The organism is Streptomyces sp. NPDC048659 (assembly GCF_040650575.1).
Lineage (GTDB): Bacteria > Actinomycetota > Actinomycetes > Streptomycetales > Streptomycetaceae > Streptomyces.
On record NZ_JBEZHM010000014.1, the window covers coordinates 33,253 to 46,980 of the forward strand.

Consider the following 13,728-nt stretch of genomic DNA (forward strand, 5'->3'; position numbering starts at 1 on the left):
CGGTGATAGCGGGGTGATAAGGCTGCGGGCGGTGCGGTGAATCCGCTCGTTCCTAAGTTGGTGGTCAGAAGGAAACGCCAGCCGGAAACACCAACGAGACGGAGAATCCGATGTCGAAGACCACCGCCGCCCGTACCGCCCTCCGCGCCGCCGTCACCTCCGCGCTGATCGTCCTGGTGACGGGCGCCGGCCTCGGGGTCAGCTGGGCCGACGAGCCGGTCCCGGCCACGGGCACCCCGGGCACCGCCGCCACCGCGAACGCCGTTCCCCCCACCTGCGTCCCGGCCGGCACCCCGGTCTCCGCCAACCCGGGCAACCTCCCCACCTGCACGGACAACAACCCCTGGGACTGACGAGTCCCCCGAGTCCCCCGAGTCCCCCGAGTCCCCCGACTCGGCGCGGCCGGCGCGGCCGTCAGCAGGCGCCGAGGAGACGTTCCGCCTCGGTGAGTTCCCGGGCCATCCGACGGTCCCGGAAGACCTCGACGGCCGGAGTGAGCAGTTCCCGCGAGCGCCCCGGCTCCTCCGTCAGGAGCCGTGCGAGGTCCAGGCGTGCGAGTGCGCCCCCGCTAAAATCCATGATCTGCTCCCGCGCCGAGACGGCGCGGTCGAAGAAGTCCCGGGCCCGGTCCGGCCGCCCCATGACCGTGAAGGCGTGGCCGAGGTCCCGCAGCAGGTGCCCTTCCCCGATGGCGTCGCCGGAGTCCCGGCAGAGTTCGAGCACCTCGGTGAAGGTGAGCACCGCGAGGTCGCTCCGGCCCTGTTCGAGGAGGAGCTGGCCGACCCGCCGCAGGGTGCGCGCCCGGCCGCCGGTGTAGCCGATGCCCTCGTAGATGTCGAGCGCCTCGTCGAGCTGCCGCTGGGCGGTGTCGGTCTCGCCCTGCCGCATCCGGATGTGGGCGCTCTGGGTGAGGACGATCGCGCGGCCGACGACGTCGCCCGCGCGGTCGAAGTCGGCGAGGGAACGCCCGTACAGTTCGAGCGCCGTGGTGTCGTCGCCGCCGGTGCGCGCGATGAGCGCCATGTCGCGGCGGCACAGCGCCTCGCCCATCGGTTCGTCGAGGGCCTGGAAGACGTCGAGCGCCGAGGTGAGGGTCTGGCGGGCGGTGTCGTACTGGTTGCGGCTCATGTAGAGCGAGCCGAGGGAGGCGCGGATCGCGGCGGTGCCGCGCAGGTTTCCGGCCTTGCGTACGGCGGCGAGCGCGATGGTGTGGGTCCGCTCCCAGAGGTCGTAGTGGCCGCGCACCTCGAACAGGGTGACCAGCGAGGTGGCCAGGTCCCAGCTGAGGTCGTGCAGTCCCTCTTCGGCGGCGTGCTCGACCATGCCGCACAGCGCGCCCTGTTCGGCGTCGAGCCAGGCGAGCGGGTCGGCGAGGGCCTCGTCGGTGTAGGCGGCGGGGGGTTCCCAGCGGGGCGCGTCGCCGTGCAGGACGGTGAAGTCGCCCCCGTACACCTTCTGGTGGGCCTTCTGGGCGAGGTGCATCCAGCCGCCGGCCATGCGGGCGAAGGCGGCCTTGCGTTCCTCGGGCGGGTGCCGGTCGGCGAGCTGCTCGCGGGCGTAGACGCGGATGATCTCGTGGAAGCGGTAGCGGAAGCCGCCGGTCTCCATGCCCGCGACGTCGAGCATCTGGACGTCGACGAGGGGTTCGAGCAGGTCCGAGGGGAAGGGGCGGCGGTCGTCGAGGAGGGCGCCGGCCAGCCAGCTCGGGAGGGTCGGCGCCTGGGCCATGCTGAGCAGCCGGAGCAGGCTCCGGTCGCCGGGCGCCAGCCCCTCGTAGGTGAGCGAGAGGCTCGCGCGCATGGTCATCTCGCCGTGTGCGAGTTCGTCAAGTCGGTGCCGTTCGTTGGCCAGCCGGTGGACCATGGAGGCGAGGGTCCAGTGCGGGCGGGCGGCGAGCCGGGCGGCGACGATGCGCAGCGCGAGCGGCAGGCGGCCGACGGTGCGGACGAGCGCCTCGGCGGCGACGGCCTCCCCGGCGACGCGTTCCTGGCCGATGATCCGGGCGAGGAGTTCGAGGGCGCGGTCCTCGTCGAGGACGTCGAGTTCGACGCGGTGGGCGCCGGGCAGCGCGGTGAGGCGGGCGCGGCTGGTGACGAGGACGGCGCAGCCGCGGCTGCCGGGGAGCAGCGGGAGGACCTGGCCCTCTCCGGCGGCGTCGTCGAGGACGACGAGGACGCGGCGGGAGGCGAGCCGGGTGCGGTACATCTCGGCGCGCTCGTCGAGCGACTCGGGGATGAGCTGGCCGGGGATGCCGAGGGCGCGCAGGAAGCGGCCGAGGACCTCGACGGGGGTGGCGGGGGCGCCGGTGGTGCCGCGCAGGTCGCAGTAGAGCTGCCCGTCGGGGAAGCCGGTCTCGGCGAGGGCGTGGGCGACGTGGACGGCGAGGGTGGACTTGCCGGTGCCGGGCTTGCCGGTGATGGCGGCGAGCGGGACGGTGCCGCGCCCGTCGCCGCCCGCGAGGGCCTTCGCGAGGGCGTCGAGGCGCTGTCCGTCGGCGACGAAGTCGGCGATGTCGGCGGGGAGCTGGTGCGGGACGGTCTCCTGGCGAACCGTTTCAGCAGCCGGTGCCACGGGCGCCCCGGAGGACGTCGCGGGCTGCTCGGAGGGGCCGGCGGGCGCCTGGCCCTCGGGTCTCCGCCCGGTTCTCTCCCCCGGTCTCTCCGAGGGGCTTCCCGCGCCGCCCGTACGTGCGGTGCCTCCCGTGCTTCCCGGGTGCGCCTGCGCGGGCCCGTTCGGCGGCGGGAGTTCGCCCGCGAGGATGGCGGCTTCGAGGTCGCGCAGCTCGCGGCTCGGTTCGAGGCCGAGTTCCTCGGCGAGATAGCGGCGCGCGGTGCGGAAGGCTTCGAGGGCCTCCGCCTGGCGGCCGGACCAGTACAGGGCCTGGATGAGCTGCCCGTGCAGCTTCTCCCGGAGCGGGTGCTCGTGGGTGAGGCGCTGGAGCTCGCCGACGAGCCGGTCGTGGCGGCCGAGTTCGAGCTCGATGCGGATGCGCAGCTCGACGGCGGCCAGGCGCTCCTCGTTGAGCTGGCGGGCCTTGTTGGCGAGCGGGCCGCTGTCGAGCCCGGTGAGGCAGTCGCCCTGCCAGAGGGTGACGGCGGACCGGAGCAGGCCGACGGCACGCTCGGCGTCCCCGCCCTCACGGCCCTCGCGCAGCGCGCGGGCGCGCTGGACCAGGCTGGTGAAGAGCGCGGCGTCGACGTTCCCCTCGCCGGTGTGCAGCACATAGCCGGGGGGCCGGGTCACCAGGGTGACCTCGCCCTGGGCCCCGGCGAGCAGCTTGCGCAGCCGGGACACGCAGATCTGCACCTGGGTGCGGGCGGTCTCCGGGGGGTTGTCCTCCCAGATGAGGTCCACGAGCTGGCTCGTGCTGACCACCCGGTTGCTCTCCAGGAGCAGCGCGGCCAGGATCACCTCCTGCCGGCCCGGCGGAACGCGCAACGGTCCCGCGGCCCCCTGGACCTGGAGCGGTCCGAGCACCCGGAAGGTCAGGTGCAGCCCGCCCTCGACGTCGTCTTCCGTTAACCCGCCGGCGGCAGCAGCCACTGATCCCCCCACCCCACCCACCAAGCAACGAAGAGTCGACACGCCGGGACCAGACCGGGCCACGCCGGGATGTCAGGCTCAAGTGAGGACAGTCTCCACATCTCTTCGCGTCGTGTCCATGCCGTGAAGATCCCGGTCGGGATCCCTGTGGACATCCTGTCGGGATCCTTGGACATCCCTGGGCATCCCCGCCGTCATCCCCGTCGGCGTCCCTGTCGGGGATAGGGCGGCGATAACGCGGAGTTGGGGAGGGCCCGCAGAATCCTGGAGCGAGATGCGAAGGGGGTTGGCACCGTTGAACAGCCATGACGACACGGGGACCGTGTGGGCCGACGGGACGGGCGCGGTGGATCTGGTGACCGCGGCGGGGATCGACCATGTGCGCCTGGTCTACGACTACCTGGACGCGGGCGACCTGGACGGCTGCGCGTCCCTGCTGGACGACGCCGTGGTGTTCGAGCTGCCGGGACTGCCGCCGGCCCGGGGCCGCAGCGCGGCGGTGCGGGCGCACGTGGGGCACGTGCGGGCGACGGCCCGGCACGAGGTGGAGCGGCTGGTGGCGCGCGACCGCACGGTGATCGCGACGGGCCGCCGGGTGCCTGCGCCGGCCGCCGCCGGGCCGGGCGGGGCGGACCACCGGTTCGTCGACGTGTTCACGATCGCGCCGGACGGGATGGTCCGCGCCTGCGTGCGCTACTACCACGCGGTTCCCTGACCGCCCGGGCGGGCGCGGCGGGGGCGGCGGGCACGGCGGAGGGGGCGGCGGGCGCGGTGCGCGGGGGCCCGGCCGGAACCCGGGATTTCCCTTCCGGTTGACGACCGTTCACATGCGACGAGCGGTCAGTACAGGCAAATTCAGGGCTCGATGGCAACGTTTCGATCACTCCGGATACCGATCTACGTACCAATCCGATCACCCTGGTTCCTAAACGATCAAGGACGCCTCTATAGTGCGGACGTTCCCGCACCTCCCCCGCCTGCCTCCGAGAGTCCGGTTGATGACGGCGTCACCCACCCCGTTCCGCCCTGCCCTGATCGCCTCGCTGCTGACCGCGGCAGCGGGCGGCGCGCTCACCGTCGCCGCGGTCACCGCGGCACCGGCCGACGTGCGTTCCCCCATCGCCTGGTTCGCCGCCTGCGGCGTCCTGCTGCTCTCCGCCGCCGCGTGTGCCGTCACCTGGTACGCGCGCGCCCTGCGGATCCAGACCAAGCGCGCCGAACGGCTGGCCGCCCAGGTCTCCTCCCAGGACGCCTACGCCTCCCACCGCCAGGCCGCCGCCGAGCGCGAGGCCGAGGCGCTGAAGGAGCGTCACGAAGCCGGCGCCGCGGCCGAGGCCGCCGCGCACACCGCCCGCGCCGAGGCCCTCGTGGCCCGGCACCGCGCCGAGGCCGAGGAGCTCGCGCGGGGCCACCGCGCCGAGGCCGAGCGGCTCGCCGCCGAGCACGCCGCCGGTGCGGCGCGCCTGGCCGAGCGGGTCCGGCGCGCCGAGTCGGCCCGCTCCGCCGCCCTGGCCGCCGCCGCCAACGCGGCCGGCCGGATGCAGGCCCTGGCCACGAGCATGATGGCCGACCTGCGCGAGATGGAGCACCGGCACGCCGACGAGGACGTCCTCGCCGACCTGCTGCACCTCGACCACCGCACCGCCCAGGCGGGCCGGCTCGCCGACTCGGTCGCCGTCCTCACCGGCGCCCGCTCCGGCCGCCGCTGGGCCCGCCCGATCGTCATGGAGTCGATCCTGCGCGGCGCCATGGGCCGCATCGCCGGCTACCAGCGGGTCAGGCTGCACTCCAAGAGCGGGGCCGCCGTCGCCGGGCACGCCGCCGAGGGCGTCATGCACGCGCTCGCCGAGATCCTCGACAACGCCGCCAACTTCTCGCCGCCCAGCGCCGAGGTCCACGTGTACGTGGAGGAGGTCCCCGCCGGTGTCGTGATCACCGTCGAGGACAGCGGCCTGACCATGGGCGACGTCCAGCTCCGGCGCGCCGAGGCCGCCGTGGACGCCACCTCGCGGGACCTCGCCGGGCTCTCCGGCACCCGGCTCGGCCTGCACGTCGTCGGCCGGCTGGCCCGCAAGCACAACCTGTCGGTCTCCTTCCGGCCCTCCGCGCGCGGCGGCACCGGCGTCGTCCTGATGCTGCCCCAGGAGATCATCAGCCAGGGCCCCGAGGCCCCCGTCGCCCCCGCCCGGATGCCCGGCGTCCCGGCCCCGCGCACCGGCGGCACCACCGGCGCCAAGGCCGCGGCGGCCACCGTGAGCGCGCCCGCCGCCGAGCCCGAGGCCGACCACGCCTCCCCGGCCGACGGCGCCGCCGGCCCGGACGGCCCCGAGGGGCCCGACGGCCTCGTCCTGCCCCGGCGCAGCCGCGGCAAGACCCTCGCCGCGCACCAGGAGGCGACCCGCCCCGCCCGGCCCGCGCCCCGCGCCGCCGACGCGGCCACCGCCTCGACCCGCTTCGGCGGCTTCCACCGGGCCGTGCGCGGCGCGGAGGCCCCCCGCGACGAGGCCGCGGCCCCCGAGGGCGCCGCCCCCGCACCCGTAACCGACGGCTCCGCGCCCGACGAGGCGGTCGCCCCCGCCGCGCCGCCGTCCTCGAACCACCCCCTTCCGGAAGGCGATCCGCGATGACCGGCACCACCACCGACGAGAAGCTGAGCTGGCTCCTGGAGGGGCTCCTCGAACGGACCCCGGGCACCCGGCACGCCCTCGTGCTCTCCCGCGACGGCCTCAAGCTCTGCCGCACCACCGGGCTCACCGTCGACCAGGCCGACCAGCTCGCCGCGATCTCCGCGGGCATCCAGAGCCTGTCCCACGGCGCCTCCGTCGAGTTCGGCGACGGCACCGGCGGGGTGCGCTCCGCGATGGCCGAGTTCTACGGCGGCATCCTCTTCATCGTCGAGGCCGGCGAGGGCGCCCACCTCGCGCTCGTCGCCGACGAGGAGGCCGACGCCGGGCTCGTCGGGCACAACATGACCGAACTCGTCGAGCAGCTCGGCGAGCACCTCGTCGCGAGGCCCCGGGGATGAGCCGCGTCAGGCCGGGTCGGGACGACTCCCCCGACCGGCTCTACACCCTCACCGGCGGACGCAGCAGCTCCGGGTCCACCGCCTTCGACGTGGTCACCCTCATCGTCGCCGAGTGCGACCCGGTGCCCGGCATGCAGTCGGAGCACGCGGCGATCCTGCGCCTGTGCCGCTTCCCCACCGCCGTCGTGGAGGTCGCGGCCGGGCTCGGGCTGCCCGTGTCGATCACCCGGATCCTGCTGGCGGACCTGCACGACACCGGCCGGATCAGCGCGCGGCACCCCCGCACCTCCACGTACCGCCTTCCCGATCACGACATCCTGGAGCAGGTGCTCGTTGGACTCCGTAACCTCTGAACCGCAGTCGGCCGCTCCCGCCCGCCAGGCCCTCGACAGCACCGCCGACAACGGCCTGAAGATCGTCGTCGTCGGCGGCTTCGGGGTCGGCAAGACCACCCTGGTCCGCTCGGTCAGCGAGATCCGTCCGCTGAACACCGAGGAGACGATGTCGCAGGCGGGCGAGGAGATCGACGACACCGACGGGGTGGCGGCGAAGACCGCCACCACGGTGGCCTTCGACTTCGGCCGGATCAGCCTCGACACGCGCAACGTGCTCTACCTGTTCGGCGCCCCTGGCCAGGAGCGGTTCTGGTTCCTGTGGGACCGGCTGTTCTCCGGGACGCTCGGCGCGGTCGTCCTCGTCGACACCCGGCGGATCGCCGACTCCTGGTACGCGGTGGACCGGCTGGAGCACCACGGCACGCCGTTCGTCGTGGCCTGCAACGACTTCGGCGGCACCCCGCACTCCCCCGCCGACATCCGGGCCGCCCTGGACCTGGCCGACGACGTGCCGCTGGTCTTCTGCGACGCCCGCTCGCGCGAGTCGAGCAAGCAGGTCCTGATCGCCCTCGTCGAGCACCTGAAGGCGATCACCGAGCCCAGCGGGCGCCCGAACGCCGCGCACCCGCAGCCCCACCCCGAACCGATACCGGAGCCAGCCCCGTGACCCCCACCGAGCCCGCGCCCGTCCCGCTGAGCGGACCGCGGTTCCACACCGACCCGACCGAGCTGTACCGCCGGATCCGCCGCGAGCACGGCGCGGTCGCCCCGGTCCTGCTCGACGGCGACGTGCCCGCCTGGCTGGTGCTCGGCTACCGCGAACTCCACCAGGTCACCAGCGACCCGGCGCTGTTCTCCCGCGACTCCGACCTGTGGAACCAGTGGGACGCGATCCCCGCCGACTGGCCGCTGCTGCCGATGATCGGGCGCAAGCAGCCGTCGATCCTCTACACCGTCGGCGAGCGGCACCGCGAGCGGGCCGGGGTCATCTCGGCCGCCCTGGAGGCCGTGGACCCCTTCGAACTGAAGCGGCGGGCCGAGCACTTCGCCGACGAGCTCATCGACGGGCTCTGCGGCAAGGGCGCCTGCGACATCATCGCCGAGTACGCGACGCTGCTGCCGGTCCGCGTCCTCGCCAGCATCTACGGCTTCGCCGACGAGCAGGGCCCCGGGCTCGTCACCGCCATGAACGACATGATCAACGGGCGGGAGAACGCGCTGGCCGGGCAGCAGCACCTGGCCGAGTCGATGGGCGCGCTGCTGGCGGCCAAGCTGGCCGAGCCCGACGACGACGTGGCCTCCCGGATGCTCGGCAACACCCTCGGCTTCACCGTCGAGGAGGTCGCCCAGGACCTCATGGTGATGCTCGCCGCGGGCCACCAGCCGACCGCCGACTGGATCGGCAACTCGCTGCGCCTGATGCTCACCGACGACCGCTTCGCCGCCTCGCTCTCCGGCGGCCGGCACAGCGTCGGCGAGGCCATGAACGAGGTGCTGTGGGAGGACACCCCGACCCAGAACGTGGCCGGGCGCTGGGCCTCCCGCGACACCCACCTCGGCGGCCGCATGATCGGCCGGGGCGACCTGGTGCTCCTCGGGCTCGCCGCCGCCAACGCCGACCCGCACGTACGGGCCGACGCCGGGTCCGCCCTCACCGGCGGCAACAACGCCCACCTCTCCTTCGGCCACGGCGAGCACCGCTGCCCCTTCCCCGCGCAGGAGGTCGCCGAGACCATCGCGCGGACCGGCATCGAGGTGCTCCTCGACCGGCTCCCGGACGTGGACCTGGCGGTGGCCGAGGACAGTCTCACCCGCCGTCCCTCCCCGTGGCTGCGGGGACTGACCGCGCTCCCCGTCACGTACACCCCGACCCCCGCCCTTGGAGGCCACGCATGAGCTGCCCCTTCGACCACACCGCCGGTTCGGGTGCCGAGCCGATCGTCCTCGACCCCTTCGTGGGCGACCTCGACGGCGAGGGCGCCCGGCTGCGCGCCGCCGGGCCGCTGGCCCGGGTCGTGCTGCCCGGCGGCGTCCCCGTCTACGCGGTGACCCGGCACGCCGAGGCCCGCGCGCTGCTCACCGACGCGCGCCTGGTCAAGGACATCGGCGTCTGGGGCGCCTGGCAGCGGGGCGAGATCCCGCTGGACTGGCCGCTGATCGGCCTGGCCAACCCCGGCAAGTCGATGCTGACCGTGGACGGCGAGGAGCACCGGCGGCTGCGCACCCTGGTCGCGCAGGCGCTCACCGCCCGCCGGGTGGAGCGGCTGCGGGCCGGGATCGAGACCCTGACGACGGGCCTGCTCGACCGGCTCGCGGAGCTGCCGGAGGGTGAGCCGGTCGACCTGAAGGCCGCGTTCGCCTACCCGCTGCCGATGAACGTGATCAGTGAGCTCATGGGCGTGGATCCGGCGGACCACCCGCGGATGAAGGCGCTGTTCGACAAGTTCTTCTCGACGCAGACGCCGCCGGAGGAGGTCCCGCAGATGATGGCGGACCTCGGCGCGCTGTTCGCCGGGATCGTGGCGGCGAAGAAGGAGACGCCGGGCGACGACCTGACGAGCGCGCTGATCGAGGCGTCCGAGGACGGCGACCGGCTGACCACCGAGGAGATCACCAACACCCTCCAGCTGATGGTGGCGGCCGGTCACGAGACGACGATCAGCCTGATCGTGAACGCCGTGGTGGCGCTGGAGACCCACCCCGAGCAGCGGGAGCTCGTCCTCAAGGGCGAGGTGCCGTGGGAGAACGTGATCGAGGAGACGCTGCGCTGGTCGACGCCGACCTCGCACGTGCTGATCCGGTTCGCCGCCGAGGACATCGAGGTCGGCGGGCAGACGCTGCCGCAGGGCGAGGGGCTCGTGGTGTCGTTCGGCGCGATCGGCCGCGACGAGGCCCAGCACGGCGAGAACGCGGGCGCGTTCGACGTGACCCGCACGCCGAACCGGCACATCTCGTTCGGGCACGGCCCGCACGTCTGCCCGGGGGCGGCGCTGTCGCGCCTGGAGGCCGGGGTGGCGCTGCCGGCGCTGTACGCGCGCTTCCCGGGGCTGCGCCTCGCGGTGCCGGCGACGGAGCTGCGCAACAAGCCGGTCGTGACCCAGAACGACCTGTACGACCTGCCGGTCCACCTGGCCTGACGGTCCGGTACGGACACGGCGTCCGGACACGGCGTCCGGACACGGCGGTACGAAGACGGCCCGCGCCCCGGGGAGGGGGCGCGGGCCGTCCGCGTGTGGGTGCTTCGACTCCGGCTCAGCCGGCGGCGAGCAGGTTCAGCGTGTCGATCACGCGGTTGGAGAAGCCCCACTCGTTGTCGTACCAGGCGACGACCTTGACGTGCCGTCCGTCGACGCGGGTGAGGGCCGAGTCGAAGATCGAGGAGGCGGGGTTGCCGGTGATGTCGGAGGAGACCAGCGGGTCGTCCGAGTACTCCAGGACGCCGGCCAGCGGGCCCTCGGCGGCGGTGCGGTAGGCCGCCAGGACGTCCTCGCGGGTCACCTCGCGGGCGACGGTCGTGTTGAGCTCGACGATCGAGCCGACCGGGACCGGGACGCGGATCGAGTCGCCGGACAGCTTGCCGTCCAGGTTCGGCAGCACCAGGCCGATCGCCTTGGCGGCGCCGGTCGTGGTGGGCACGATGTTGACGCCGGCGGCGCGGGCGCGGCGGGCGTCGCGGTGCGGCCCGTCCTGGAGGTTCTGCTCCTGGGTGTAGGCGTGCACGGTCGTCATGAAGCCGTGCTCGATGCCCGCGAGTTCGTCGAGGACTGCGGCGAGCGGGGCCAGCGCGTTGGTGGTGCAGGAGGCGTTGGAGACGATCGTGTGCACGTCCGGGTCGTAGGCGTCGTTGTTGACGCCGAAGGCCAGGGTGACGTCGGCGCCGTCCGAGGGGGCGCTGACGAGGACCTTGCGGGCGCCCGCGTCGAGGTGGGCGCGGGCCGCCTTGGCCGAGGTGAAGCGGCCGGTGGCCTCCAGGACGATGTCCACGCCGAGTTCGGCCCACGGCAGGTCGGCGGGCTCGCGCTCGGCGAGCACCTTGATCCGGCGGCCGTCCACGACGAGGACGTCGCCGTCGACGCTCACCGGGCGGCCGAGGCGGCCGGCCGTGCTGTCGAAGGCGAGCAGCCGGGCGAGCGTGGCGGGCTCGGTGAGGTCGTTGACCGCGACGACCTCCAGGGCGCTGTCGCGCTCCAGCAGGGCACGCAGCACGTTGCGTCCGATGCGGCCGAATCCGTTGATGGCGATGCGAGTCATGAGTGGTGTCCCTTCCCTCTTGCCTCCAGGCTCGCGCGCTGGAGGCGTCCATGACAGTGGCGGGATCGCCATGGTTCGCAAGGATCTCGCCAGGCCCGGTCACGGGCGGCGGAGACGGCTCACTCCCCCCGGGTGAAGGTCCGCCGGTACTCGGCCGGGGAGGTGCCGAGGATCTGCTGGAAGTGCAGCCGGAGGTTGGCGCCGGTGCCGAGGCCGACGTCGGCGGCGATCTGCTCGACACCCCGCTGGGAGCGTTCCAGGAGCTCGCGGGCCAGGTCCACGCGGGCCCGCATCACCCACTGCATCGGGGTGTAGCCGGTCTCCTCGACGAAGCGCCGGGAGAAGGTGCGCGGCGAGACCCCGGCCTGCCGGGCCAGGTCGTCCAGGGTGAGGTGCTCGCCGAGCCGGCGCAGGGCCCACTCGCGGGTGGTGGCGAAGCGCTCGCCCAGCGGTTCGGGGACGCTGCGGGGGACGTACTGGGCCTGGCCGCCGCTGCGGTAGGGCGCGGCGACCAGCCGCCGGGCCGCGTGGTTGGAGGCGGCGACGCCGAGGTCGCCGCGCAGGATGTGCAGGCACAGGTCGATGCCGGAGGCGGCGCCGGCCGAGGTGAGCAGGGTGCCCTCGTCGACGAAGAGGACGTTCTCGTCGACGAGGACGAGCGGGTGGCGTTCCTTGAGGGCCCGCGCGTAGTGCCAGTGCGTGGTGGCCCGGCGCCCGTCGAGCAGCCCGGTGGCGGCGAGCGCGAAGGCGCCGGTCGAGATGGCGGCGAGCCGCGCGCCCCGCTCGTGGGCGGCGACCAGCGCCGCGACGACGGCGGGCGGCGGGTCGTCGCGGTCGGGGAAGCGGTAGCCGGGGACGAAGACGATGTCGGCCCAGGCGAGCGCGTCGAGCCCGTGGGCGACGTGGTAGGCGAGCCCGTCGCCCCCGGTCACGAGCCCCGGCGCGGCCCCGCAGACCCGCACCTCGTACGGCATGCTCGCCCGGGTCGTGAACACCTGCGCGGGGATGCCGACATCGAGCGGCTTCGCCCCGTCGAGCACGAGGACGGCGACACGGTACAGACGCGAGGAGACCACGCCCCGGAGCCTACGCGGACCGGCCCGACGCGGTGGTCAGCGCACCCGCCCCCGTGCCTTCAGCTGCGTCGCCGGACCTCGGGCGCATCGAGGCGGGTGCCGTCGTAGCCCTTGACCTCGCCGAAGCGGTCGGTCTTCATCCAGTCCTCGCGGGCCTCGCGGATCTCCTCGTCGGTGCGGCCGACGAAGTTCCACCACATCACGATCTCCTCCTCGAACGGCTCGCCGCCCAAGAGCATCAGCCCCGCGTCGGAGGCGGCCCGCAGCGGGAGTTCGCTGCGGCCGCAGCCGAGGTAGAGCATCGAGCCGGGGAGGACGGGGACGCCGTCGACGTGGGCCTCGCCGGACATGGCGAGGACCGCGTACTCGAAGTCCGGCTCCAGCGGCAGGCGGACCTCGGCGCCGGCGGTCAGGGTGAGGTCGGCGCCGGTGATCGGGGTGTACGCGGTGCCCGGGGAGACCGCCCCGGCGAGCTCGCCCAGGATCACCGTGGCGGTCAGGCCCGGGGCGGTGACGTGCGGGAGTTCGGCGTGGTGCTGGAAGTGCGGCTCGACGTGGCGGTGGGCGTCGGGGAGGGCGACCCAGAGCTGCGCGCCGTGCAGGTGGCGGGCGTGCGGGCGGGGGCTCTCCTCGGAGTGGGAGATCGCCCGGCCGGAGGTCATCAGGCCCAGCTCGCGCGGGCCGATGGCCTGGAGGCTGCCGGTGGAGTCGCGGTGCAGCACCTCGCCCTCGTGGAGCCAGCTGACGGTCTGGAGGCCCATGTGCGGATGGGGCGGGACCTGCATCCCGGGTTCGTCGGCGATGTCGTCGGGGCCGTAGTGGTCGACGAAGGCCCAGGCGCCGACCATGCGGCGGCCGAGGTTGGGGAGCAGGCGGCGCACCTCGGTCGATTCGCCGAGCTGGACGTGGCGGGGGCTGAGGAGTTCCCGTACCGGTTCGGCGACGACGAAGCCGCGTCCGCCGCAGACCTGGACGGCGGCCTGGCGATCAAGATTGCTCATGGCGTTCAACCTATTCCTGTCGGGGGTCCGGAGGTCCCCGGTAGGGCACGGACCCGCGCCGCGAATATCCGTGGAATGTTCAACCACAGGGCGGTGTTGGACGGGCATCAGCATTTCCGCCCACGGGAGAGAGAGCCAGAGCAGTGAGCGAGGAGACGTACTTCGAGTTCGGGACCGCCGGCGAGCGGTGGGACCGTGCCCAGCTGTTCTTCGAGGCGAAGGAGTACCTGACGGCCGTCCGCATCCTGCGCGGTCTGGTCGCCGAGCACCCGGACCAGACGGCCCAGCGGCTGCTCCTCGCCCGCGCCTACTACCACTCCGCCCAGCTGTCCCGCGCCGAGGAGGAGCTGCGGGCGGTCCTGGAGCGCGACCCGGTCGAGCACTACGCCCGGCTGATGCTGGGCCGCACCCTGGAGCGGCAGGGCAAGGTGGCGGAGGCCACCCCGCACCTGCGGCTGGCCGCCGCGATGGCGGGTGAGCTGCCGGAGTGACCCGGG

At 74.0% G+C, this 13,728-nt stretch carries 12 protein-coding genes and 1 pseudogene; 9 read left to right on the top strand and 4 right to left on the bottom strand.

Features of this window, described 5'->3' with window-relative positions; translation table 11 throughout:
• Positions 1 to 110: 110 nt before the first annotated feature.
• Entirely contained in the window at positions 111 to 353 is a 243-nt protein-coding gene (locus tag AB0C99_RS13535; RefSeq protein ID WP_362474003.1) for a hypothetical protein, read from the top strand.
• A gap of 61 nt (positions 354 to 414) precedes the next feature.
• Here the strand turns inward: AB0C99_RS13535 and AB0C99_RS13540 are convergent, their stop codons facing one another.
• Complete coding sequence (locus AB0C99_RS13540) at positions 415 to 3,477, bottom strand: BTAD domain-containing putative transcriptional regulator (protein WP_362474274.1); 3,063 nt, start codon at positions 3,475 to 3,477, stop codon at positions 415 to 417.
• A gap of 361 nt (positions 3,478 to 3,838) precedes the next feature.
• Here AB0C99_RS13540 and AB0C99_RS13545 point away from each other — a divergent pair, with 361 nt between their 5' ends.
• The 7 genes from AB0C99_RS13545 (at position 3,839) to AB0C99_RS13575 (ending at position 10,040) form a co-directional block, all read left to right on the top strand.
• Positions 3,839 to 4,258 carry a nuclear transport factor 2 family protein gene (locus tag AB0C99_RS13545; RefSeq protein WP_362474006.1) on the top strand — a complete coding sequence of 140 codons (420 nt, stop codon included), beginning with the start codon at positions 3,839 to 3,841 and terminating at the stop codon, positions 4,256 to 4,258.
• Positions 4,259 to 4,541: 283 nt separating this feature from the next.
• Positions 4,542 to 6,170 carry an ATP-binding protein gene (locus AB0C99_RS13550; protein ID WP_362474008.1) on the top strand — a complete coding sequence of 543 codons (1,629 nt, stop codon included), beginning with the start codon at positions 4,542 to 4,544 and terminating at the stop codon, positions 6,168 to 6,170.
• Positions 6,167 to 6,568: a roadblock/LC7 domain-containing protein gene (locus tag AB0C99_RS13555; protein WP_362474011.1), complete on the top strand. Its 402-nt coding sequence runs from the start codon at positions 6,167 to 6,169 to the stop codon at positions 6,566 to 6,568. Before AB0C99_RS13550 ends, AB0C99_RS13555 begins: the two co-directional genes overlap by 4 nt.
• Positions 6,565 to 6,921, top strand: coding sequence for a DUF742 domain-containing protein (locus tag AB0C99_RS13560; RefSeq protein ID WP_362474014.1), 357 nt, complete (start codon positions 6,565 to 6,567; stop codon positions 6,919 to 6,921). The genes AB0C99_RS13555 and AB0C99_RS13560 overlap by 4 nt, the downstream gene beginning before the upstream one ends.
• Positions 6,902 to 7,570, top strand: coding sequence for an ATP/GTP-binding protein (locus AB0C99_RS13565; protein ID WP_362474017.1), 669 nt, complete (start codon positions 6,902 to 6,904; stop codon positions 7,568 to 7,570). The genes AB0C99_RS13560 and AB0C99_RS13565 overlap by 20 nt, the downstream gene beginning before the upstream one ends.
• Positions 7,567 to 8,799, top strand: coding sequence for a cytochrome P450 (locus AB0C99_RS13570; protein ID WP_362474020.1), 1,233 nt, complete (start codon positions 7,567 to 7,569; stop codon positions 8,797 to 8,799). The genes AB0C99_RS13565 and AB0C99_RS13570 overlap by 4 nt, the downstream gene beginning before the upstream one ends.
• Positions 8,796 to 10,040: a cytochrome P450 gene (locus AB0C99_RS13575; RefSeq protein ID WP_362474023.1), complete on the top strand. Its 1,245-nt coding sequence runs from the start codon at positions 8,796 to 8,798 to the stop codon at positions 10,038 to 10,040. The genes AB0C99_RS13570 and AB0C99_RS13575 overlap by 4 nt, the downstream gene beginning before the upstream one ends.
• Before the next feature lie 115 nt (positions 10,041 to 10,155).
• Here AB0C99_RS13575 and gap read toward each other — a convergent pair whose 3' ends face one another.
• The 3 genes and pseudogenes from gap to AB0C99_RS13590 form a co-directional block, all read right to left on the bottom strand.
• The gene (gene gap, locus AB0C99_RS13580) at positions 10,156 to 11,154 is read right to left on the bottom strand and encodes a type I glyceraldehyde-3-phosphate dehydrogenase (RefSeq protein ID WP_362474026.1); all 999 of its coding nucleotides are present in this window, start codon (positions 11,152 to 11,154) and stop codon (positions 10,156 to 10,158) included.
• A gap of 119 nt (positions 11,155 to 11,273) precedes the next feature.
• Positions 11,274 to 12,230 carry a helix-turn-helix domain-containing protein gene (locus AB0C99_RS13585; RefSeq protein ID WP_362474028.1) on the bottom strand — a complete coding sequence of 319 codons (957 nt, stop codon included), beginning with the start codon at positions 12,228 to 12,230 and terminating at the stop codon, positions 11,274 to 11,276.
• Between the two features lie 36 nt (positions 12,231 to 12,266).
• Positions 12,267 to 13,231: pseudogene (locus tag AB0C99_RS13590) on the bottom strand (pirin family protein).
• A gap of 143 nt (positions 13,232 to 13,374) precedes the next feature.
• Here AB0C99_RS13590 and AB0C99_RS13595 point away from each other — a divergent pair.
• On the top strand, positions 13,375 to 13,722 hold the full coding sequence (locus AB0C99_RS13595) for a tetratricopeptide repeat protein (RefSeq protein ID WP_362474031.1): 348 nt from the start codon (positions 13,375 to 13,377) through the stop codon (positions 13,720 to 13,722).
• Positions 13,723 to 13,728: the final 6 nt, after the last annotated feature.

Coding starts and splice junctions, on each gene's coding strand:
- gap (WP_362474026.1), bottom strand. CDS start 11,154: ATGACTCGCATCGCCATCAACGGATTCGGCCGCATCGGACGCAACGTG.
- AB0C99_RS13560 (WP_362474014.1), top strand. CDS start 6,565: ATGAGCCGCGTCAGGCCGGGTCGGGACGACTCCCCCGACCGGCTCTAC.
- AB0C99_RS13555 (WP_362474011.1), top strand. CDS start 6,167: ATGACCGGCACCACCACCGACGAGAAGCTGAGCTGGCTCCTGGAGGGG.
- AB0C99_RS13550 (WP_362474008.1), top strand. CDS start 4,542: ATGACGGCGTCACCCACCCCGTTCCGCCCTGCCCTGATCGCCTCGCTG.
- AB0C99_RS13575 (WP_362474023.1), top strand. CDS start 8,796: ATGAGCTGCCCCTTCGACCACACCGCCGGTTCGGGTGCCGAGCCGATC.
- AB0C99_RS13535 (WP_362474003.1), top strand. CDS start 111: ATGTCGAAGACCACCGCCGCCCGTACCGCCCTCCGCGCCGCCGTCACC.